The 21,368-nt window shown below is 55.6% G+C and carries 16 protein-coding genes; 9 read left to right on the top strand and 7 right to left on the bottom strand.

Annotation, left to right across the window (positions count from 1 at the left end; genetic code table 11):
• Window positions 1-67: 67 nt before the first annotated feature.
• The 5 genes from pdhR to B3X29_RS02110 all read left to right on the top strand — a co-directional run bounded on the left by pdhR (window position 68) and on the right by B3X29_RS02110 (window position 7,671).
• A complete protein-coding gene (gene pdhR, locus B3X29_RS02130; protein ID WP_039030352.1) occupies window positions 68-832 on the top strand; it encodes a pyruvate dehydrogenase complex transcriptional repressor PdhR in 765 nt (254 codons plus the stop codon).
• Window positions 833-953: 121 nt separating this feature from the next.
• A complete protein-coding gene (gene aceE / locus B3X29_RS02125; RefSeq protein ID WP_103178292.1) occupies window positions 954-3,617 on the top strand; it encodes a pyruvate dehydrogenase (acetyl-transferring), homodimeric type in 2,664 nt (887 codons plus the stop codon).
• A 14-nt stretch (window positions 3,618-3,631) separates the two neighbouring features.
• Entirely contained in the window at window positions 3,632-5,536 is a 1,905-nt protein-coding gene (aceF, locus tag B3X29_RS02120; RefSeq protein WP_103178293.1) for a pyruvate dehydrogenase complex dihydrolipoyllysine-residue acetyltransferase, read from the top strand.
• A 199-nt stretch (window positions 5,537-5,735) separates the two neighbouring features.
• Window positions 5,736-7,160, top strand: a complete 1,425-nt coding sequence (gene lpdA / locus B3X29_RS02115; protein ID WP_103178294.1) for a dihydrolipoyl dehydrogenase — start codon at window positions 5,736-5,738, stop codon at window positions 7,158-7,160.
• A 226-nt stretch (window positions 7,161-7,386) separates the two neighbouring features.
• The gene (locus B3X29_RS02110; protein WP_159339979.1) at window positions 7,387-7,671 is read left to right on the top strand and encodes a hypothetical protein; all 285 of its coding nucleotides are present in this window, start codon (window positions 7,387-7,389) and stop codon (window positions 7,669-7,671) included.
• 87 nt (window positions 7,672-7,758) lie between these two features.
• Here B3X29_RS02110 and B3X29_RS02105 read toward each other — a convergent pair whose 3' ends face one another.
• A complete protein-coding gene (locus B3X29_RS02105; RefSeq protein WP_103178296.1) occupies window positions 7,759-8,550 on the bottom strand; it encodes a DUF2950 family protein in 792 nt (263 codons plus the stop codon).
• 10 nt (window positions 8,551-8,560) lie between these two features.
• Window positions 8,561-10,066, bottom strand: coding sequence for a DUF3300 domain-containing protein (locus B3X29_RS02100; RefSeq protein WP_159339978.1), 1,506 nt, complete (start codon window positions 10,064-10,066; stop codon window positions 8,561-8,563).
• Window positions 10,067-10,380: 314 nt separating this feature from the next.
• Here B3X29_RS02100 and acnB point away from each other — a divergent pair, with 314 nt between their 5' ends.
• Both acnB and yacL read left to right on the top strand, forming a co-directional pair.
• Window positions 10,381-12,978, top strand: a complete 2,598-nt coding sequence (acnB, locus tag B3X29_RS02095; protein ID WP_156653918.1) for a bifunctional aconitate hydratase 2/2-methylisocitrate dehydratase — start codon at window positions 10,381-10,383, stop codon at window positions 12,976-12,978.
• A 157-nt stretch (window positions 12,979-13,135) separates the two neighbouring features.
• The gene (gene yacL, locus B3X29_RS02090; protein ID WP_159339977.1) at window positions 13,136-13,498 is read left to right on the top strand and encodes a protein YacL; all 363 of its coding nucleotides are present in this window, start codon (window positions 13,136-13,138) and stop codon (window positions 13,496-13,498) included.
• 30 nt (window positions 13,499-13,528) lie between these two features.
• Here yacL and speD read toward each other — a convergent pair whose 3' ends face one another.
• The 3 genes from speD to B3X29_RS02075 form a co-directional block, all read right to left on the bottom strand.
• Window positions 13,529-14,323: an adenosylmethionine decarboxylase gene (gene speD / locus B3X29_RS02085; protein WP_103181029.1), complete on the bottom strand. Its 795-nt coding sequence runs from the start codon at window positions 14,321-14,323 to the stop codon at window positions 13,529-13,531.
• Window positions 14,324-14,328: 5 nt separating this feature from the next.
• A complete protein-coding gene (gene speE / locus B3X29_RS02080; protein WP_103178300.1) occupies window positions 14,329-15,186 on the bottom strand; it encodes a polyamine aminopropyltransferase in 858 nt (285 codons plus the stop codon).
• 110 nt (window positions 15,187-15,296) lie between these two features.
• On the bottom strand, window positions 15,297-15,644 hold the full coding sequence (locus B3X29_RS02075) for a YacC family pilotin-like protein (protein ID WP_103178301.1): 348 nt from the start codon (window positions 15,642-15,644) through the stop codon (window positions 15,297-15,299).
• Window positions 15,645-15,789: 145 nt separating this feature from the next.
• Between B3X29_RS02075 and cueO the strand changes: the two genes are divergently transcribed.
• Window positions 15,790-17,343: a multicopper oxidase CueO gene (gene cueO / locus B3X29_RS02070; protein ID WP_159339976.1), complete on the top strand. Its 1,554-nt coding sequence runs from the start codon at window positions 15,790-15,792 to the stop codon at window positions 17,341-17,343.
• Between the two features lie 91 nt (window positions 17,344-17,434).
• Here the strand turns inward: cueO and B3X29_RS02065 are convergent, their stop codons facing one another.
• Window positions 17,435-19,822 carry a glucose/quinate/shikimate family membrane-bound PQQ-dependent dehydrogenase gene (locus B3X29_RS02065; protein WP_103178303.1) on the bottom strand — a complete coding sequence of 796 codons (2,388 nt, stop codon included), beginning with the start codon at window positions 19,820-19,822 and terminating at the stop codon, window positions 17,435-17,437.
• A gap of 205 nt (window positions 19,823-20,027) precedes the next feature.
• On the opposite strand from B3X29_RS02065, the gene hpt reads away from it, so the two are divergent.
• The gene (gene hpt, locus B3X29_RS02060; RefSeq protein ID WP_103178304.1) at window positions 20,028-20,564 is read left to right on the top strand and encodes a hypoxanthine phosphoribosyltransferase; all 537 of its coding nucleotides are present in this window, start codon (window positions 20,028-20,030) and stop codon (window positions 20,562-20,564) included.
• Window positions 20,565-20,640: 76 nt separating this feature from the next.
• On the opposite strand, the gene can is transcribed toward hpt, so the two are convergent.
• A complete protein-coding gene (gene can, locus B3X29_RS02055) occupies window positions 20,641-21,303 on the bottom strand; it encodes a carbonate dehydratase (protein WP_103178305.1) in 663 nt (220 codons plus the stop codon).
• Between the last annotated feature and the right edge of the window lie 65 nt (window positions 21,304-21,368).

Raw genomic sequence — 21,368 nt, 5'->3', positions numbered from 1 at the left:
TTAGCGATACGAACATGAAATTGGTAAGACCAATTGACTCCGGGCAAAAAGGCGTAAGACAGGGAATATGGCCTACAGCAAAATTCGCCAACCAAAATTATCCGATGTGATTGAGCAGCAGCTGGAGTTTTTGATCCTTGAGGGGACCCTGCGCCCCGGTGAAAAACTACCACCTGAACGCGAACTGGCTAAACAGTTCGACGTTTCCCGTCCCTCGCTGCGTGAGGCGATCCAACGCCTTGAAGCCAAGGGCCTGCTGCTTCGTCGCCAGGGTGGCGGAACCTTTGTGCAAAACAGCCTGTGGCAGAGTTTCAGCGACCCGTTAGTGGAGCTGCTCTCCGACCACCCAGAATCCCAGTTTGATCTGCTTGAGACCCGTCACGCGCTTGAAGGCATCGCGGCTTATTACGCGGCGCTGCGCAGCAATGATGCCGATCGCGAGCGCATCCGCGAACTGCATCAGGCCATCGAACGGGCTCAGGAATCCGGCGATCTCGACGCCGAGTCCGACGCCGTCGTCCAGTATCAAATCGCCGTCACTGAAGCGGCCCACAACGTGGTGCTCCTCCATCTGCTACGCTGCATGGAGCCAATGCTTGCCCAGAACGTTCGTCAGAATTTTGAATTGTTGTATGCCCGCCGGGAGATGCTTCCGCTGGTCAGCAACCATCGCACCCGAATATTCGAGGCGATAATGGCCGGGGAGCCGGAGCAGGCGCGTGAAGCGTCGCACCGTCACCTGGCTTTCATTGAGGAAATCTTGCTGGACCGCAGCCGTGAACAGTCGCGTCGCGAACGTTCATTACGCCGCATACAGCAACGAAAGGATTAAGCGCCAGTTTTTTAGAGCGCGGCAACTAAACGCAGAACCTGTCTTATTGCGTTTTCTGGCGAAAATGCAATGGGACAGGTTCCAGACAAATCAACGTATTAGATAGATAAGGAATACCCCCATGTCAGAACGTCTCCAAAATGACGTGGATCCGATCGAAACTCGCGACTGGCAACAGGCGATCGAATCGGTCATCCGTGAAGAAGGTGTTGAGCGCGCTCAGTATCTGATTGAACAGATGCTTTCTGAAGCCCGCAAAGGCGGCGTGAAAGTAGCTGCAGGTGCAGGGGCTAACAACTACGTAAACACGATTGCCGTTGAAGACGAACCGGAATACCCGGGCAATCTGGATCTGGAACGCCGTATCCGTTCTGCAATCCGCTGGAACGCCATCATGACCGTTCTGCGCGCATCCAAAAAAGATCTGGAGCTGGGTGGCCACATGGCATCCTTCCAGTCCTCTGCAACCGTTTATGAAGTGTGCTTTAACCACTTCTTCCGCGCGCGCACCGAGAAAGACGGCGGCGACCTGGTCTACTTCCAGGGCCACATCTCTCCGGGCGTCTACGCACGTGCGTTCCTGGAAGGTCGTCTGACTGAAGAGCAGATGAACAACTTCCGTCAGGAAGTTCACGGTAAAGGTCTCTCCTCCTATCCGCACCCGAAACTGATGCCAGAATTCTGGCAGTTCCCGACCGTTTCCATGGGTCTGGGCCCAATCGGTGCGATCTACCAGGCTAAATTCCTGAAATATCTGGAACATCGTGGCCTGAAAGATACCTCTCAGCAGACCGTTTACGCCTTCCTGGGCGACGGCGAGATGGATGAGCCAGAATCCAAAGGCGCGATCACCATCGCGACCCGTGAGAAGCTGGACAACCTCTGCTTCATCATCAACTGTAACCTGCAGCGTCTGGATGGTCCGGTAACCGGTAACGGCAAGATCATCAACGAACTGGAAGGCATCTTCGCAGGTGCTGGCTGGAACGTTATTAAAGTGATGTGGGGCGGTCGTTGGGACGAGCTGCTGCGTAAAGATACCAGCGGTAAGCTGATCCAGCTGATGAACGAAACCGTTGACGGCGACTACCAGACCTTCAAATCCAAAGACGGTGCCTATGTTCGTGAGCACTTCTTCGGTAAATATCCTGAAACCGCAGCCCTGGTTGCAGACTGGACTGACGAGCAGATCTGGGCCCTGAACCGTGGTGGTCACGATCCGAAGAAAGTCTACGCTGCACTGAAAAAAGCGCAGGAAACCAAAGGTAAAGCAACCGTCATCCTGGCTCATACCGTTAAAGGTTATGGCATGGGTGACACTGCCGAAGGTAAAAACATCGCGCACCAGGTTAAGAAAATGAACATGGACGGCGTGCGTTATATCCGCGACCGTTTCAACGTTCCAGTGACCGACGAGCAGGTTGAAAACCTCTCTTACATCACCTTCCCGGAAGGTTCTGAAGAGCACACCTATCTGCACGCGCAGCGTCAGAAACTGAACGGCTACCTGCCGTCCCGTCAGGTGAACTTCACTGAGAAACTGGAACTCCCAGCGCTGGAAGACTTCTCTCAGCTGCTGGAAGAGCAGAACAAAGAGATCTCTACCACTATCGCCTTCGTGCGTGCCCTGAACGTGATGCTGAAGAACAAGTCGATCAAAGATCGTCTGGTGCCAATCATCGCGGACGAAGCGCGTACCTTCGGTATGGAAGGTCTGTTCCGTCAGATCGGTATCTACAGCCCGAACGGCCAGCAGTACACCCCGCAGGACCGTGAGCAGGTTGCATACTACAAAGAAGACGAGAAAGGCCAGATCCTGCAGGAAGGTATCAACGAGCTGGGCGCAGGCGCATCCTGGCTGGCTGCTGCGACCTCCTACAGCACCAACAACCTGCCGATGATCCCGTTCTACATCTACTACTCCATGTTCGGGTTCCAGCGTATCGGCGACCTGTGCTGGCAGGCAGGCGACCAGCAGGCTCGCGGCTTCCTGATCGGTGGTACTTCCGGTCGTACGACCCTGAACGGCGAAGGTCTGCAGCACGAAGATGGTCACAGCCACATTCAGTCTCTGACTATCCCGAACTGTATCTCTTACGATCCGTCTTACGCGTACGAAGTGGCAGTCATCATGCATGACGGTCTGCAGCGCATGTACGGTGAAGCGCAAGAGAACATTTACTACTACATCACCACCCTGAACGAAAACTACCACATGCCGGCCATGCCGGAAGGTGCCGAGGAAGGTATCCGTAAAGGTATCTACAAACTCGAAACCGTTGAAGGTAGCAAAGGTAAAGTTCAGCTGCTGGGCTCCGGTTCTATCCTGCGTCACGTCCGTGAAGCAGCGCAGATCCTGGCGAAAGACTACGGTGTGGGCTCCGACGTGTACAGCGTAACCTCCTTCACTGAACTGGCGCGTGATGGCCAGGATTGTGAGCGCTGGAACATGCTGCACCCGCTGGAAACTCCGCGCGTTCCGTACATCGCTCAGGTGATGAACGACGCTCCGGCCGTAGCATCTACTGACTACATGAAACTGTTCGCAGAGCAGGTTCGTACTTACGTTCCAGCTGATGATTATCGCGTACTGGGTACTGACGGCTTCGGTCGTTCTGACAGCCGCGAAAACCTGCGTCACCACTTCGAAGTTGATGCTTCTTACGTGGTTGTAGCAGCCCTGGGCGAACTGGCTAAACGTGGCGAAATCGATAAGAAAGTGGTTGCGGACGCAATTACCAAATTCAACATCGATGCAGAAAAAGTTAACCCGCGTCTGGCGTAAGAGGTAAAAGAATAATGGCTATCGAAATCAATGTACCGGACATCGGGGCTGATGAAGTTGAAATCACCGAGATCCTGGTCAAAGTAGGCGACAAAGTTGAAGCTGAACAGTCGCTGATCACCGTAGAAGGCGACAAAGCCTCTATGGAAGTCCCGTCTCCTCAGGCTGGCATCGTTAAAGAGATCAAAGTCTCTGTTGGCGATAAAACCGAGACTGGCAAACTGATCATGATTTTCGATTCCGCCGATGGTGCAGCCGCTGCTGCACCTGCGCAGGAAGAGAAGAAAGAAGCCGCTCCAGCCGCCGCTGCTCCAGCAGCTGCCGCGGCAGCGAAAGAAGTTAACGTGCCTGACATCGGTGGTGACGAAGTTGAAGTCACTGAGATCCTGGTGAAAGTGGGCGATACCGTTGCGGCTGAGCAGTCCCTGATCACCGTAGAAGGCGATAAAGCTTCTATGGAAGTGCCAGCACCGTTCGCGGGCACCGTTAAAGAGATCAAGATCAACACCGGTGACAAAGTCTCTACTGGCTCCCTGATCATGGTCTTCGAAGTGGCGGGTGCTGAAGGCGCTGCGGCTCCAGCGAAAGCGGAAGCTGCTCCGGCTCAGGCTGCTGCTCCAGCTGCGGCTGGCGGTGCGAAAGAGGTTAACGTTCCTGACATCGGTGGTGACGAAGTTGAAGTCACCGAAGTGATGGTGAAAGTGGGCGATAAAGTTGCCGCTGAACAGTCACTGATCACCGTTGAAGGCGACAAGGCTTCTATGGAAGTGCCTGCGCCGTTCGCCGGTACCGTTAAAGAGATCAAAATCAGCACCGGCGACAAAGTTTCTACCGGCTCCCTGATCATGGTCTTCGAAGTGGAAGGCGCTGCGCCTGCAGCCGCTCCGGCCGCTGCTGCTGCGCCAGCACCTGCTGCTGCACCGGCTCAGGCTGCTAAACCAGCTGCCGCTCCGGCTGCGAAAGCGGAAGGCAAATCTGAGTTCGCTGAAAACGACGCATACGTCCACGCGACCCCGCTGATTCGTCGCCTGGCGCGCGAATTCGGTGTGAACCTGGCGAAAGTGAAAGGGACTGGCCGTAAAGGTCGTATCCTGCGCGAAGACGTTCAGGCTTACGTGAAAGAGGCGGTTAAACGCGCTGAAGCGGCACCTGCTGCTGCCACCGGTGGCGGTATCCCGGGCATGCTGCCTTGGCCGAAAGTGGACTTCAGCAAGTTCGGCGAAATCGAAGAAGTGGAACTGGGCCGTATCCAGAAAATCTCTGGTGCTAACCTGAGCCGTAACTGGGTCATGATCCCGCACGTTACCCACTTCGACAAAACCGATATCACCGATCTGGAAGCGTTCCGTAAACAGCAGAACGCCGAAGCTGAGAAGCGTAAACTGGACGTGAAATTCACCCCAGTGGTCTTCATCATGAAGGCAGTTGCTGCGGCTCTGGAACAGATGCCACGCTTCAACAGCTCCCTGTCCGAAGATGGCCAGAAGCTGACGCTGAAGAAATACATCAACATCGGTGTTGCGGTTGATACGCCAAACGGTCTGGTTGTTCCGGTCTTTAAAGACGTGAACAAGAAGAGCGTTACCGAGCTGTCTCGTGAACTGACCACCATCTCCAAGAAAGCGCGTGATGGTAAGCTGACTGCCGGCGAAATGCAGGGCGGCTGCTTCACTATCTCCAGCATCGGCGGCCTGGGTACCACCCACTTCGCGCCGATTGTTAACGCGCCGGAAGTGGCGATCCTTGGTGTCTCCAAGTCTGCGATGGAGCCGGTGTGGAATGGTAAAGAGTTTGTGCCGCGTCTGATGATGCCAATCTCTCTCTCCTTCGACCACCGCGTGATCGACGGTGCTGATGGTGCGCGCTTTATCACCATCATCAACAACATGCTGAGCGACATTCGCCGCCTGGTGATGTAAGTAAAAAAGCCGGCCTGACGGCCGGCTTTTTTCTGTTAATCTCATGTAGTTCGTGGGGTTATTGGCGAAAGCGGAAATTCGTGAGCCGTTTGTTGTTTCAAAATTGTTAACAATTTTGTAAACTGCGGGCGGATAGAACGTCCCGGTGGATGAAGGGCGACAAAGTACCTGGACCGCCGGAAATCAATAAGAGGTCATGATGAGTACTGAAATCAAAACTCAGGTCGTGGTACTTGGGGCAGGCCCGGCAGGTTATTCTGCTGCCTTCCGTTGCGCTGATTTAGGTCTGGAAACCGTCATCGTAGAACGCTACAACACCCTGGGTGGTGTTTGTCTGAACGTCGGCTGTATCCCTTCTAAAGCGCTGCTGCACGTAGCGAAAGTTATCGAAGAAGCCAAAGCGCTGGCTGAACACGGTATCGTCTTCGGCGAGCCGAAAACCGATATCGATAAAATTCGTACCTGGAAAGAGAAAGTCATCAATCAGCTGACCGGCGGTCTGGCTGGTATGGCTAAAGGCCGTAAAGTAAAAGTAGTTAACGGTCTGGGTAAATTCACCGGTGCCAACACCCTGGAAGTGGAAGGCGAAAACGGCAAAACCGTAATCAACTTCGACAACGCGATCATCGCGGCGGGCTCCCGTCCGATCGAACTGCCATTCATTCCACATGAAGATCCGCGCGTATGGGACTCCACCGATGCGCTGGAGCTGAAAGAAGTACCAAAACGCCTGCTGGTTATGGGCGGTGGTATTATCGGTCTGGAAATGGGTACCGTTTACCATGCGCTGGGTTCAGACATTGACGTGGTTGAGATGTTCGACCAGGTTATCCCGGCTGCTGACAAAGACATCGTTAAAGTCTTCACCAAACGCATCAGCAAGAAATTCAACCTGATGCTGGAAACCAAAGTGACTGCCGTTGAAGCGAAAGAAGACGGTATTTACGTTTCCATGGAAGGTAAAAAAGCCCCTGCTGAAGCGCAGCGTTACGACGCCGTGCTGGTGGCGATCGGTCGTGTGCCGAACGGTAAAAACCTCAATGCAGGTGCAGCGGGCGTGGAAGTGGACGACCGTGGTTTCATCCGCGTTGACAAACAGCTGCGCACTAACGTGCCGCACATCTTTGCTATCGGCGATATCGTCGGTCAGCCAATGCTGGCGCATAAAGGTGTTCACGAAGGCCACGTTGCCGCAGAAGTTATCGCCGGGATGAAGCACTACTTCGACCCGAAAGTGATCCCATCTATCGCCTACACCGAGCCAGAAGTGGCATGGGTCGGTCTGACCGAGAAAGAAGCGAAAGAGAAAGGCATCAGCTACGAAACTGCCACCTTCCCGTGGGCTGCTTCTGGCCGTGCTATCGCTTCCGACTGCGCAGACGGTATGACCAAACTGATCTTCGACAAAGAGACTCACCGTGTAATCGGTGGTGCGATTGTCGGCACCAACGGCGGCGAGCTGCTGGGCGAGATCGGTCTGGCGATCGAAATGGGTTGCGACGCTGAAGACATCGCGCTGACCATCCACGCTCACCCGACTCTGCACGAGTCCGTTGGCCTGGCGGCAGAAGTGTTTGAAGGCAGCATCACCGACCTGCCAAACGCGAAAGCGAAGAAGAAGTAAGCTTACGCTGACCAGCCAGAAGGCGCCCTCTGCTTTCTGGCTCTTAATCAGGCGGCCTGTGGCCGCTTTTTTTGTGCCTGCCAACCTGCCGGTGTGTTAACAATTTTGACAATTGATTATCTAAACAACACCTTGTTTCACAAGAAATAATTCCCAGTAACTTGTCATTCCCTGACACTGGTAACGTAGTAAACTAGTAGCAGGGTAATTAAATTGAGGGAATGTAATGAAACGCTTTTTAAAGCCTGCTCTGTTACTGACTGTTCTGGTATCCGGTATGGCCTGCGCCAGCGATCCGGTGATTCCGTGGGCCGCTAACAGCGGGGTAACCGAAAGTACGCACATTGCTGCGATGGGGCAGGATCTGAATGCGCGGCACCAACAGATCACCCATACTCAGGAAGGCGTCTGGGCAGCGAACTCTGGCAGTATTCATGATGATGAGGCGGCCTTAACCAGCACGAAATCGGCTTTTAAAGGCTATCCTGAGCTGATGCCGCATCAGGGATAATGCTGATTCCCGGATGCGGAGCAAACACCTTATCCGGGCTTGTTGATAATCGCCCGGGTAAGGCGAAGCCGCATCCGGGCCCATTCCTTAGCGGGCCACCGGCTGCCAGCCTGGCGCCGTCGTAAAGGCGCTCATCGCCTGCGCCTGTTGCTGTGAATCCGCGCCGAGATTGCGCTGATACACCTTGTCATCTTGATCGATGATAAAGCTCATTATCCCTGTCTGACCGTAGCTTACGGGCCAGGCGACCATCGCAAATCCCTCCTGAGCGGGTAAGATGCGGAAATGATAGCCGTGGTAGCCTTCGCCCGGTTGCGGCGGGTTGAATGCCGGACCCAGCGGGCTTGGCGCTTCGCCTGGGACTGTGGGCCAGTAAAGACCCTCTTTTTTCCCCGGAGTGCTGACGATGCTTTGTGCATACCGATGATTCAGCGCGTAGTAACTCTGCTGGGCATCAACATACGCATGCAGCGCTTCCATGGCCGCCAGTTCATTTCGACCGATTTCCCGGGTCTGAATTTCCTCTGCGCCAGCCTTCATATCAAAGCGCCAGCCTTCGGCGGTTTTAACCAACGGGACAGGTAGCTGCCAGCCGCTGCTGCCAACGGCCAGATGGGCAACCTCTCCGTCGAGGACTATCTCATGCTTAACCTGCCAGTCGCGCAGAAAACGATCCACCGCGTCAGGATCGACCCCTTCCGGCGGTAGCGCATCGTGCCAGTTATCACCCAGCAGATCCTGCATGGCGCGTTGATCTTGCTCGCTAATGGCTTTGGTCAGCGCGCTGGCAGCCCCGTCGGGCGTAGGAAAATGCGCCTGGGCGACGGCAAATGATGAAACCATCAGCAATAAGACGCCCGCGATCGGTTTACTTTTCATGACGGCTTCCTTAACGATGGCGTAATTCACGGTGTTCAACATGGCGTTCGAACCGCTGCTCTCGCAGGTCCGCACGCTGCTCGCCGTTAAGCGAAGCGCGTTGGCGGCTTTCCAGCCCGCGTTGCTGCTGGGCCCGCCAGTTAGCTGAGCGGCTGTCGTTACCGCTCAGCGCATTGGCGCGTAGTGGTCGGGAGTCATGCTCCACAGGGCGCGCAGCCTGTTTGTACTCAGTATGCGGCTGGCTAAGGCGATGCTGCATCCGGGGCGGTGGGCTGTCGTAACCACGGAAATTGTTCCGCTGTGAGATCTGTTTAAGCTGCTGGCTGGAGGTCGGGTGCTGTCCATGCAGGGTTGCAGGTTGCCTGAGCTGGGTCAGCGATTTGCCCGTCGACTGCTGCACCTGCGCCATCGCCGCCTGACGCTGGCTGTCGCGGTTGACCGACTGATGCTCTGTCGCGCTCAGCCCCTGGGAAATATGGGTCTGGTGAAAGTGGCTGGCGAGCTGGCTATTGGTGTAGGGAACGCCGTTGCGATAAGCCGGGTTATGCTGCCAGGCCATGTGGTTATCTGTGCGGTGCGCTCCGGTTATCTTGTTGTAATTGTTAACGTTGATATTGATATTATCGCCATTATGCGAATAACCATCATGATGATGGTCGTCGTGATGATCGTCATCGTGATGATGGTGGTCATCGTCGTGATGATCCCAGTCGATACTGCTAAAGAGCGCGTAGGTGGTGGCGACACCCAGGCTATAGCCAAACCCTTTCACAAAGCTGCTGGTAAATTGCTGACCGGGAGAAGGGGGCAGATATACCGGCGGATAGCTGGCGTTGGGCCAGGTTCCATACACCACAGATGGGTTATAGGATGGCACATAGACCACCTGCGGGTCGGCAGGCTCTATTTTGATCACCGTCTGGCTGGGCGTGGAGGCTGTTTTCACCGTAGCGGTTGAGGTGGGTACTGTCGCTACCGTCACTTTTTGCTGCGGCGTCGATGTTAACGCCCCGGTTTGCTGCGCCAGCGCGCGCAGGCGTTGCACGGCGTCCATCACATCTTTTGGCTGCGCCAGGAAAGCGTCTCCCAGATTTTGTACCCATTCGGGGTTGCCGCCCAGCAACGACATAAGCTGCGGGAAGGCGACCAGGGATTTCACGCTGGCGTCCCAGGGCTGACCGGAGACGGCCTGAATGGCGGCATCACCCTCCATTTTGGGATTATCCTGCGACCACTGCGCCGCCTGGATAACGCTGGAAGGGTAGGTCGAGGCCATCAGAATCTGTGACAGGAGGGGGTCGGGATAGAGCGCGATGGGCGCAACCCACTGGTCAATTTGTGCGGCGCTATAGACTGGGGCGGCAACGGGCGCTGGTGGAGTGGCAGCCGTTGTAGCTGGCGCAGCTTCGCTTACGGTTTCTGGCGCGCGGCTTTTAACATACATCACCCCGGAGGCGGCAAATAGCCCGACGCTACAGAGAAGGGCGAGCAACGTTGGGGAAAAGGGCAGCTTCATAAAGACTCCGAAGAGAAGAGTTATGCCGGGAGTATAATCTTCCCGTCCCTCGCTTTTTGACTTTACGGGTGGAACCGTGGGCCTTCATCGGGCAAAGAGTGTGACTATTTATTACACAGCAGCGTGCCGCTACACCATGCTTAACGATTCAGCAAACAATTTAATGTTGCTTTTTTGTAAACGGATTAACACTGTCTGAAAATCCTGCTATGCTGCCCGACGCGGTATCGGGCATATACCCTACAAACTGCTGTCTCACAGGAGCGTGAAGAGAACGCCCGCCGCATATGACAATGAGAGCGAGGAGAACCGTCGTGCTAGAAGAATACCGTAAGCACGTAGCAGAACGTGCCGCCGAGGGGATTGTACCCAAACCGTTAGATGCAACCCAAATGGCCGCGCTCGTCGAGCTGCTGAAGAATCCGCCAAAAGGCGAAGAAGAATTCCTGTTAGATCTGTTGATCAACCGCGTACCGCCAGGCGTAGATGAAGCTGCCTACGTAAAAGCCGGTTTCCTTGCTGCGATTGCCAAAGGCGACGCAACCTCCCCACTGGTTACCCCTGAAAAAGCGATTGAACTGCTCGGCACCATGCAGGGTGGTTATAACATTCATCCGCTGATCGATGCCCTGGACAGCGACACGCTGGCGCCTGGCGCCGCCAAAGCCCTGTCCCATACGCTGCTGATGTTCGATAACTTCTACGACGTAGAAGAGAAAGCCAAAGCGGGCAACAGCTACGCGAAGCAGGTGATGCAGTCCTGGGCGGATGCCGAGTGGTTCCTGAGCCGCCCTGCGCTGGCGGAAAAAATGACCGTTACCGTCTTCAAGGTGACGGGCGAAACTAACACCGATGATCTCTCTCCGGCGCCGGATGCGTGGTCACGCCCTGATATCCCACTGCACGCCCTGGCGATGCTGAAAAACGCCCGCGAAGGCATTGAGCCGGATCAGCCAGGCGCTGTCGGCCCGATCAAACAGATCGAAGCCCTGCAGAAAAAAGGCTTCCCGCTGGCGTACGTCGGTGACGTAGTCGGTACCGGCTCTTCCCGTAAATCCGCGACCAACTCCGTGCTGTGGTTCATGGGTGATGATATCCCACACGTGCCGAACAAACGTGGCGGTGGCCTGTGCCTCGGCGGCAAAATTGCGCCAATCTTCTTCAACACCATGGAAGATGCGGGGGCACTGCCAATTGAAGTGGATGTCTCTAACCTGAACATGGGCGACGTGATTGACGTTTACCCGTTCAAAGGCGAAGTGCGTAACCACGAAACCAACGAGCTGCTGGCGAGCTTTGAACTGAAAACCGACGTGCTGATTGACGAAGTGCGTGCCGGTGGCCGTATCCCGCTGATCATCGGTCGTGGCCTGACTACCAAAGCGCGTGAAGCGCTGGGTCTGCCGCACTCAGACGTATTCCGTCAGGCAAAAGACGTGGCGGAAAGCAACCGTGGTTACTCTCTGGCGCAGAAAATGGTTGGCCGTGCATGCGGCGTAGCCGGTATCCGTCCGGGTGCGTACTGCGAGCCGAAGATGACCTCCGTGGGCTCTCAGGATACCACCGGTCCGATGACCCGTGACGAACTGAAAGACCTGGCGTGCCTGGGCTTCTCCTCAGACCTGGTGATGCAGTCCTTCTGCCACACCGCGGCCTATCCGAAGCCGGTTGACGTCACCACGCACCACACGCTGCCAGACTTCATCATGAACCGCGGCGGTGTCTCCCTGCGTCCGGGCGACGGCGTGATCCACTCCTGGCTGAACCGCATGCTGCTGCCGGATACCGTCGGTACCGGTGGTGACTCCCACACCCGCTTCCCGATTGGCATCTCCTTCCCGGCGGGCTCCGGCCTGGTGGCCTTTGCTGCCGCGACCGGCGTCATGCCGCTGGACATGCCGGAATCGGTGCTGGTGCGTTTCAAAGGTAAAATGCAGCCGGGCATCACCCTGCGCGACCTAGTGCATGCGATCCCGCTGTACGCCATCAAACAGGGCCTGCTGACCGTTGAGAAGAAAGGTAAAAAGAACATCTTCTCTGGCCGTATCCTGGAGATCGAAGGTCTGCCGGAGCTGAAAGTGGAGCAGGCGTTCGAGCTGACCGATGCCTCCGCCGAGCGTTCCGCTGCGGGCTGTACCATCAAGCTCAACAAAGAGCCGATTATCGAGTACCTGACCTCCAACATCGTGCTGCTGAAGTGGATGATTGCTGAAGGCTACGGCGACCGCCGTACCCTGGAGCGTCGTATTCAGGGCATGGAGAAATGGCTGGCAGATCCACAGCTGCTGGAAGCCGACGCCGATGCAGAATATGCCGCGGTGATCGAGATCGACCTGGCTGACATCAAAGAGCCAATCCTCTGTGCGCCGAACGATCCGGATGACGCGCGTCTGCTCTCTGACGTTCAGGGCGACAAGATCGACGAAGTGTTCATCGGCTCCTGCATGACCAACATCGGTCACTTCCGCGCTGCCGGTAAACTGCTGGATACCCACAAAGGCCAGCTGCCAACCCGTCTGTGGGTGGCGCCGCCAACCCGTATGGATGCGGCTCAGCTGACGGAAGAGGGCTACTACAGCGTGTTTGGTAAGAGCGGGGCGCGTATCGAAATCCCTGGCTGTTCCCTCTGTATGGGTAACCAGGCGCGCGTGGCTGACGGTGCGACGGTGGTTTCCACCTCTACCCGTAACTTCCCGAACCGTTTAGGTACCGGTGCAAACGTCTACCTGGCCTCTGCGGAGCTGGCGGCGGTTGCAGCGCTGATTGGTAAACTGCCAACGCCGGAAGAGTACCAGACCTTCGTGTCGCAGGTAGATAAGACCGCGGTGGATACCTATCGCTATCTGAACTTCGACCAGCTCTCTCAGTACACCGAGAAAGCGGACGGGGTGATCTTCCAGACGGCGGTGTAATCAACGCCTCATTGCCCGGTGGCTCGACGCTTACCGGGCCTGTCAAACCCATCGCACACGCGGTGGGTTTTTTATTTTCATTCCTTCCACCCGTTCGGCTTTTTTTCTTCCCCGCTGCTGCGATAATTACTGCAAGAGCTTTGCAGAGGAAAATACTATGGATTACGAATTTCTGCGTGATATCACCGGTGTGGTGAAAGTGCGGATGTCGATGGGCCACGAGGTGGTCGGTCACTGGTTCAACGAGGAAGTAAAAGAGAATCTGGGCCTGCTCGATGAAGTGGAACAGGCTGCGCACACGGTCAAAGGCAGTGAACGATCCTGGCAACGCGCCGGGCATGAATACACGCTGTGGATGGATGGCGAAGAGGTCATGGTTCGTGCCAATCAGCTGGAGTTTTCCGGCGACGAGATGGAAGAGGGGATGAGCTACTACGATGAAGAGAGTCTGTCGCTGTGCGGCGTAGAGGATTTTCTGCAGGTGGTGGCGGCCTACCGCGAGTTTGTGAAGCAGAAATAGTATCAGGAGCATCCCTGCTCCTGACGCATCTTATACGGTCGCGATATTGCGGCCGTAGTAAATTTCGCGCATCTCTTTCCACAGCAGGTCAGTAATGACCTTGCGCTCATCTTCGCTTAAATCTTCCGGCCGGGTATGGAACATGTAGTGCTTCAGGTCGAACTCCTTAAGCAGCATCTTGGTATGGAAGATATTCTCCTGATAAACATTCACATCCATCATGTCATACAGCGCTTTCATGTCTTCGGACATGAAGTTCTGAATGGAGTTAATTTCATGGTCGATAAAGTGCTTCATACCATTGATATCGCGGGTAAAACCGCGCACACGGTAGTCAATGGTCACGATATCGGACTCAAGCTGATGAATTAAGTAATTGAGCGCGTTAAGCGGGGAGATCACGCCGCAGGTGGACACTTCAATATCGGCGCGGAAAGTACACAGCCCACCTTCCGGATGGCTCTCCGGGTAGGTATGTACGCAGATATGGCTTTTATCGAGATGGGCAACCACCGCTTCCGGCAGCGGACCGGGATGCTCCGTATGGTCGATAAGGGTGGGATCGACGGGCTCCTCGCTGACCAGAATGGTGACGCTGGCACCCTGGGGTTCATAATCCTGACGCGCAATGTTCAGGATATTGGCGCCAATGATAGAGCAGGTTTCTGACAGGATCTCAGTCAGTCGGTTGGCGTTATAGAGTTCATCGATATAGGCGATATAACCATCGCGCTCTTCCGCCGTTTTTACATAGCAGATATCGTAAATACAAAAACTCAGGCTTTTGGTCAGGTTGTTAAAGCCATGCAGTTTCAGCTTTTTCAATTCGTTCACCCCCTCAGAGCATCGTGCAAATATTGCGGTAAGGCAAAGGCTGCGGTATGGACGGCCGGATTGTAATAGCGGCAGGTCAGATTCGCCTGCTGGAAGCGCGCCTGAATGATGCCGGTGGAGAGATGGCGCAGGGCATCGTTGTCCGTGGCCCAGGCAAAGGTCATGACACCGCCGTAATAGGTCGGGATTGCCGCCTGGTAGAAGCTGACGTCGGTAAAGTAGTGGCTCAGCTTGCGGTGGCTGTCGATGGCCTCGTCCTGCTGCAGGAAGCAGACGCCGTTCTGGGCAACGAAGATACCGCCAGGGTTCAGGCAGCGTTTGCAGCCTTCATAGAAGGCCGAGGTAAAGAGACTCTCACCGGGACCAATCGGATCGGTGCAATCGGAGATGATCACATCGAAGGTCTGCGTCGTCTGGTTAACAAAATTGACGCCGTCGTCGATCACAAGCGTAAAGCGCGGATCGTCGTAGCTGCCAGCATTATGGTTCGGCAGGTACTGGCGGCAGAAAGAGACGACGCCCGCGTCAATCTCGACCATGGTGATGCTTTCAATGGATTTATGGCGGGAGACTTCGCGCAGCATAGCGCCGTCGCCGCCGCCGATGATCAGCACATGTTTCGCATTGCCGTGTGCCAGCAGCGGGACGTGGGTCATCATTTCATGATAAATGAACTCGTCACGCTCGGTGGTTTGCACCACGCCATCCAGCGCCATCACCCGGCCAAAGGCCGCGTTTTCGAAAATGATCAGATCCTGATGATCGGTTTTCTCATGATAGAGCACGTTATCAATGGCAAAGTACTGTCCAAAATGGTCATGCAGCGTTTCATGCCACATATTTTTTTCGGCCATGGGATGATACCTCCTTTGTTAACACCCGCATAAAACGGGGGCAACATCATAGCTAACTATGACCGTGGTTGCACGGTCATAAATTCAGCAAAGGGGCATCGGATGAGGATTTACTTAACGTAGGCAAGAAGGCTCAGCGAGTCGCGAGCCAGGGCTTTACATTTTTTTGCCGTGGGAATGCCGATGCCGCTGAGATCGCGGTAGCTGTCTTCACCGAGGGTTTTCATGTCAAAACTGTCGTAGTTGCTCAGATCCCACTGGTTCTGTTGAGCAAAAAAGACCAGGGCGCGGCGAATCTGACCGTTGGGTAAATTCTGGTAGCCGCAGTCGTTTTTCAGGAACACGAACACCGCCGTTAAATCCGCCATATCTTCGGCTTCATTTTCACTCAGCGCATAGCTGTTTGCGCAACTAATCATCAGGGTGCTGAACAGAATTGTTCGGAAAAACGTCTTCATTGCTTCTACCAATACGTCACGGAAATTCAACGTTAGCACACTTCCCGCCGGTGCGACGATCTTTATTATTGCGGCTTTTCTTGACCTTCCGGCAAGGGGAGGGTTTATGCTCAGAACATTGACTGCTGCGAATAAGGAGATGAACATGCAACGCCGTGATTTTTTAAAATATTCTGCCGCACTGGGCGTCGCCAGTGCGCTGCCCCTCTGGAGCCGCGCGGCCTTTGCCGCCGAGCGGCCTGTTTTGCCGATCCCGAATTTACTCGCTCCCGATGCACGCAATCAGGTGAATCTGGTGGTGCAGGCGGGGAAAACCGCCTTTGGTGCGCATCACGCTACCACCTGGGGTTACAACGGCAACCTGCTGGGCCCGGCCATTCAGCTACGCAAGGGAAAAGCGCTGACCGTTAACATTCATAATACCCTGAACGAAGAGACCACCGTCCACTGGCACGGTCTGGAGGTGCCGGGTGAGGTAGACGGCGGACCGCACGGTATCATTAAGCCCGGCGGCCAGCGGACGGTGACCTTTACGCCGGAGCAGCGAGCGGCGACCTGCTGGTTTCATCCCCATCAGCACGGTAAAACCGGCCATCAGGTGGCGATGGGGTTAGCCGGGCTGTTACTGATTGAGGATGACGAAAGCCGTCTGCTGCGCCTGCCAAAGCAGTGGGGCATTGACGATGTACCGGTGATCGTGCAGGACAAGAAATTTACCGCCGACGGGCAAATTGACTATCAACTGGATGTAATGAGCGCCGCGGTGGGCTGGTTTGGCGACACGCTGCTGACCAACGGGGCGATCTACCCGCAGCACAATGCGCCGAAAGGGTGGCTGCGCCTGCGTCTGCTCAACGGCTGTAATGCCCGCTCGCTCAATTTCGCCGCCAGCGATAAGCGTCCACTCTATGTCGTCGCCAGCGACGGCGGGCTACTGGCTGAGCCGGTAAAAGTGACCGAACTGCCGATGCTGATGGGGGAGCGTTTCGAGGTGCTGGTGGACATCAGCGACGGCAAGCCCTTTGACCTGGTAACCCTGCCGGTAAGCCAGATGGGAATGGCGGTTGCCCCCTTCGATAAACCGCAGCCGGTGCTGCGCATTCAGCCGCTGCTGGTGACCGCCTCGGGCGCACTGCCGGACACCCTGACCACGCTGCCCGCACTGCCGTCGCTGGAGGGGCTGACCCAGCGCAAGCTCCAGCTCTCCATGGACCCGATGCTCGACATGATGGGCATGCAGGCGTTGATGAAGAAGTATGGCGACCAGGCGATGGCGGGGATGCATCACGGCCAGATGCAGGGTCATATGAATCATGGCCAGATGGGGGGAATGGATCACAGCATGCATGGGTTCGATTTCCACAACGGCAACCGGATCAATGGCAAAGCCTTCGATATGCACACGCCGCAGTTTGCCGCCGCTAAAGGGCAGTATGAACGTTGGACGATCTCCGGGGAAGGGGACATGATGCTGCATCCGTTCCATATTCACGGCACCCAGTTCCGCATCCTGACGGAAAACGGCAAAGCGCCAGCGGTGCATCGCGCAGGCTGGAAGGATACGGTGCGCGTTGAAGGCGGAGTGAGCGAGGTGTTAGTGAAGTTCGATCATGACGCGCCGAAGGAGTATGCCTATATGGCGCACTGCCATCTGTTAGAGCATGAAGATACCGGGATGATGCTGGGGTTCACGGTATAAAAAAAGCCCGGTGGCGCTACGCTTACCGGGCCTACGTGAGCTCGAACTGTAGGCCGGGTAAGGCGAAGCCGCCACCCGGCTTTTTAGTCACTTATTTTTCATCAGGCAACGCATAGGCAACAATATAGTCGCCCATCTTCGTCCCAAACGAACCATGACCCCCCGCAGAGATGACAACATACTGCTTGCCATTCACTTCATAGGTCATCGGTGTAGCCTGTCCACCCGCAGGCAGACGGCCCTGCCACAGTTTCTCACCGTTGGTCATGTTGTACGCGCGCAGGTAGTTATCTGCGGTTGCCGCGATGAACAGCACGTTACCAGCGGTAGAGATTGGACCACCCAGCATCGGCATACCCATATTGAACGGCACCGGGATCGGCATCGGGAACGGCATGCTGTCCTGTGGCGTACCAATACGTTTTTTCCAGACGACCTGGTTAGTTTTCAGATCCAGCGCAGAGATATAACCCCAGGCAGGCTGTTTACACGGCAGGCCAAACGGAGAGAGGAACGGGTTCAGCGTCACGCCATACGGCACGCCGTACTGCGGCTGAATACCGGATTCCGTACCGGTGCCCTGGGCATCTTTCGGCTGTTCCATCGGGTTGCCCGGGCCGCGTGGGATCAGTTTAGAGACAAACGGCAGCGCCATCGGGTTGGCAATCGCCACCTGACGGTTCGGGTCAACGGAGATACCGCCCCATTCGAACATCCCCAGGTTACCCGGGAACACCAGCGTGCCCTGCTCGGATGGTGGAGTGAAGATGCCTTCATAGCGCAACTGGTGGAACATCACGCGGCATACCAGCTGGTCGAACATGGTGGCGCCCCACATGTCCGCGCCGCTGAGATCTTTCTTCGGACGGAAGCTCAGATCGGAGAACGGCTGGGTTTTGGTGACATAGTCGCCTTTCGCCGCGCCCTGCGGAACCGGTTTTTCCGGTGCCGGCACGACCAGCTCGCCGTTACGACGGTCCAGCACGAAGATGTTGCCTGTTTTCGCCGGGGCGTAGATCACCGGTACGGTTTTACCGTTGACGGTAATGTCTGCCAGCGTCGGCTGGGACGGCATGTCCATATCCCACAGATCGTGGTGAACGGTCTGGTAGCTCCATGCCAGTTTACCGGTGGTCGCATTCAGCGCCAGAACAGAGCTGGCATAACGCTCCTGCTCTGGCGTGCGGTTGCCACCCCAGATATCCGGCGTGGTCACACCCATCGGCAGGTAGACCAGGTCCAGCTTCGCGTCATAGGCGGCTGGCGCCCAGGAGTTTGGCGAGTTGAAGGTAAAGGTGTGTTCATCCGACGGGATAGCGTTTGGATCTTTCGCACCCGGATCGAAGGCCCACAGCAGTTTACCGGTGTTAACGTCAAAACCGCGGATCACGCCAGAGGTTTCGCGAACGGAGAAGTTATCCGTTACCGAACCGGCAATCACGATAGTTTTATCGGTGATGATCGGGGGTGAAGTAGGTTCATACAGACCCGGGGTCTGATCCGGCATGTTGGTCTGCAGGTTCAGCACACCTTTGTTGGCAAAGGTTTCGCACAGCTTGCCGGTTTCGGCGTTGATGGCAAACAGACGACCGTCGTTCACCGGTAGCATAATGCGGCGCGGACAGTCGGCGATCACCTCCGGGCTGGCGTTATCGGCGCGTGCTTCGTGGTAAGAGACGCCACGGCAGGTCACGTGCTGGAACTGGTTATTGGTTTTCAGCTGCGGATCGAAGTGCCATTTCTCTTTACCGGTGGCCGCATCAAGCGCGAACAGACGCTGGTGCGCAGTACAGAGGTAAAGCATGTTGCCCACTTTAATTGGGGTCACTTCGTTGGTCAGTTCACCCGGATCGTTCGGCATCTTAAGATCGCCGGTACGGAATACCCAGGCTTCTTTCAGGTTTTTCACGTTGTCCGCGTTGATCTGCTTCAGCGGGGAGTAACGCTGACCTTCCTGGTTACGGCCATAGGCAGGCCAGTCACCATCTGCCACGTCGGAGATCGCCGCCGCAGGCGTAGATTCCGCATTCAGGGTGCCTTTCACCTCCTGCGGATCGTTAAAGCCAGCCCAGGTCAGGATGCCACCGCTAATCAGCAGCGCCACGACCAGGGCGGCAACCGCACCGCTGGAGCGCACAAGCAGACGACGCCAGACGAAAGGCAGGATCAGCCAGATACCGAAGAAGACCAGAATGTCGCTACGCGGGGTCAGGGCCCAGAAGTCGAAGCCGACCTCCCATACGCCCCAGATCATCGTAGCCAGCAGCAGGGCCGCGTAGAGCCACAGTGCCGATTGTTTACTGCGCCAGAGAAGCAGGGTGACGCCGAGCATAACCACACCTGCTACCGGGTAGTACCAGGAGCCGCCAATGGCTACCAGCCAGACCCCGCCGATTAACAGATACAGTCCGCAAAATGCAGCGAACAGGGCTGTTAGCCTCACGAGTAAACGTGAATGTTGATTTTTTGTTTCCGCCATAAAAGACACTCGATAAGTTTGTTAATTATTTAGTAGCAATTAATTATAGGACTTAACAAGTGTGATCGGAATCACAAATATGGCTTTTGTGAACTCATGCGCCAGGAGGATCCATTTGCTGGTATACTTCAGGGCTTATGAAGCGATGCCGGACGCGAATCCATAGGCATTGAGAAATTCGTTATAAAATCATACGGTTAGTAAAATGAAACATACTGTTGAAGTGATGATCCCTGAAGCGGAGATCAAAACGCGTATCGCCGAACTTGGTCGTCAGATCACCGAACATTATAAAGACAGCGGCAGTGAGATGGTGCTGGTGGGTCTGTTACGCGGTTCCTTCATGTTTATGGCCGATCTCTGCCGCGAAGTGCAGGTCTCCCATGAAGTCGATTTTATGACCGCCTCCAGCTATGGCAGCGGCATGTCGACCACCCGTGATGTTAAAATTCTCAAAGATCTGGATGAAGACATTCGTGGCAAAGATGTTCTGATTGTGGAAGACATCATCGATTCCGGGAACACCCTGTCAAAAGTACGCGAAATTCTCAGCCTGCGCGGCCCAAAATCGCTGGCGATTTGTACCCTGCTGGATAAACCGACCCGCCGTGAAGTGGACGTTCCCGTGGAGTTTGTCGGTTTCTCGATCCCGGACGAATTTGTGGTGGGCTACGGGATTGACTACGCGCAGCGCTATCGCCATCTGCCGTATGTCGGCAAAGTGGTGCTGCTGGACGAGTAAGGCGGATATTACCCGTTGGCGCTACGCTTAACGGGCCTGCGGACTAAAAACGGCAACTTGCGTTGCCGTTTTGCGTTTACTTGTGGTTAACGTGCTTCTGGGTCAGGTTAGAGACACCCTGACGGTAGCGCTGCTCCAGCGTCTCTCGGTTGGTTGCGGTCACTTCCAGATCGCGCAGCAGGCCATCGTGAATGCCATACGCCCAGCCGTGGATCGTCACCTTCTGCCCACGTTTCCACGCCGACTGCATAATGGTGGAGTGGCCGAGGTTGTAGACCTGTTCCATCACGTTCAGCTCGCACAGGGTGTCCAGGCGGCGCTCCTGCGGCATTTGACCCAACAGTGAGCTATGTTTGAACCAGATATCACGAATGTGCAGTAGCCAGTTGTCGATAAGGCCCAGTTCCGGATTTTCAACCGCTGCCTGCACGCCGCCGCAGCCGTAGTGACCACAAATGATGATGTGTTCGACTTCCAGAACATCTACTGCATACTGCACCACAGAGAGACAGTTCAGGTCAGTGTGGATCACCAGGTTCGCAACGTTGCGGTGAACAAAGAGTTCGCCAGGTTCAAGGCCGGTAAGACGTTCAGCCGGAACGCGGCTGTCGGAGCATCCAATCCAGAGAAAGCGTGGTTTCTGAGACTGAGACAGTTTCTCAAAAAATCCGGAATCTTCTTCCAGCAGCATCTTTGACCATAGTGCGTTATTGCTGATGAGTGTATCTATGTCGTTCATGGAGGCTAACGGCCTGTAACCGAGTGATTGCGTTGCGCTACTATAGGGTAACCCGACTTTTAATG

The sequence above is a fragment of the Leclercia sp. UBA5076 genome (genome assembly GCF_002416465.1).
Lineage (GTDB): Bacteria > Pseudomonadota > Gammaproteobacteria > Enterobacterales > Enterobacteriaceae > Enterobacter.
Note: the sequence above shows the minus strand (reverse complement) of the source record. Positions and strands in the feature narration are given on the sequence as shown.

Coding starts and splice junctions, on each gene's coding strand:
- cueO (WP_159339976.1), top strand. CDS start 15,790: ATGCAACGCCGTGATTTTTTAAAATATTCTGCCGCACTGGGCGTCGCC.
- B3X29_RS02100 (WP_159339978.1), bottom strand. CDS start 10,066: ATGAAGCTGCCCTTTTCCCCAACGTTGCTCGCCCTTCTCTGTAGCGTC.
- B3X29_RS02075 (WP_103178301.1), bottom strand. CDS start 15,644: ATGAAGACGTTTTTCCGAACAATTCTGTTCAGCACCCTGATGATTAGT.
- yacL (WP_159339977.1), top strand. CDS start 13,136: ATGGATTACGAATTTCTGCGTGATATCACCGGTGTGGTGAAAGTGCGG.
- can (WP_103178305.1), bottom strand. CDS start 21,303: ATGAACGACATAGATACACTCATCAGCAATAACGCACTATGGTCAAAG.
- B3X29_RS02105 (WP_103178296.1), bottom strand. CDS start 8,550: ATGAAAAGTAAACCGATCGCGGGCGTCTTATTGCTGATGGTTTCATCA.
- lpdA (WP_103178294.1), top strand. CDS start 5,736: ATGAGTACTGAAATCAAAACTCAGGTCGTGGTACTTGGGGCAGGCCCG.
- B3X29_RS02110 (WP_159339979.1), top strand. CDS start 7,387: ATGAAACGCTTTTTAAAGCCTGCTCTGTTACTGACTGTTCTGGTATCC.
- pdhR (WP_039030352.1), top strand. CDS start 68: ATGGCCTACAGCAAAATTCGCCAACCAAAATTATCCGATGTGATTGAG.
- speE (WP_103178300.1), bottom strand. CDS start 15,186: ATGGCCGAAAAAAATATGTGGCATGAAACGCTGCATGACCATTTTGGA.
- hpt (WP_103178304.1), top strand. CDS start 20,028: ATGAAACATACTGTTGAAGTGATGATCCCTGAAGCGGAGATCAAAACG.
- aceF (WP_103178293.1), top strand. CDS start 3,632: ATGGCTATCGAAATCAATGTACCGGACATCGGGGCTGATGAAGTTGAA.
- aceE (WP_103178292.1), top strand. CDS start 954: ATGTCAGAACGTCTCCAAAATGACGTGGATCCGATCGAAACTCGCGAC.
- B3X29_RS02065 (WP_103178303.1), bottom strand. CDS start 19,822: ATGGCGGAAACAAAAAATCAACATTCACGTTTACTCGTGAGGCTAACA.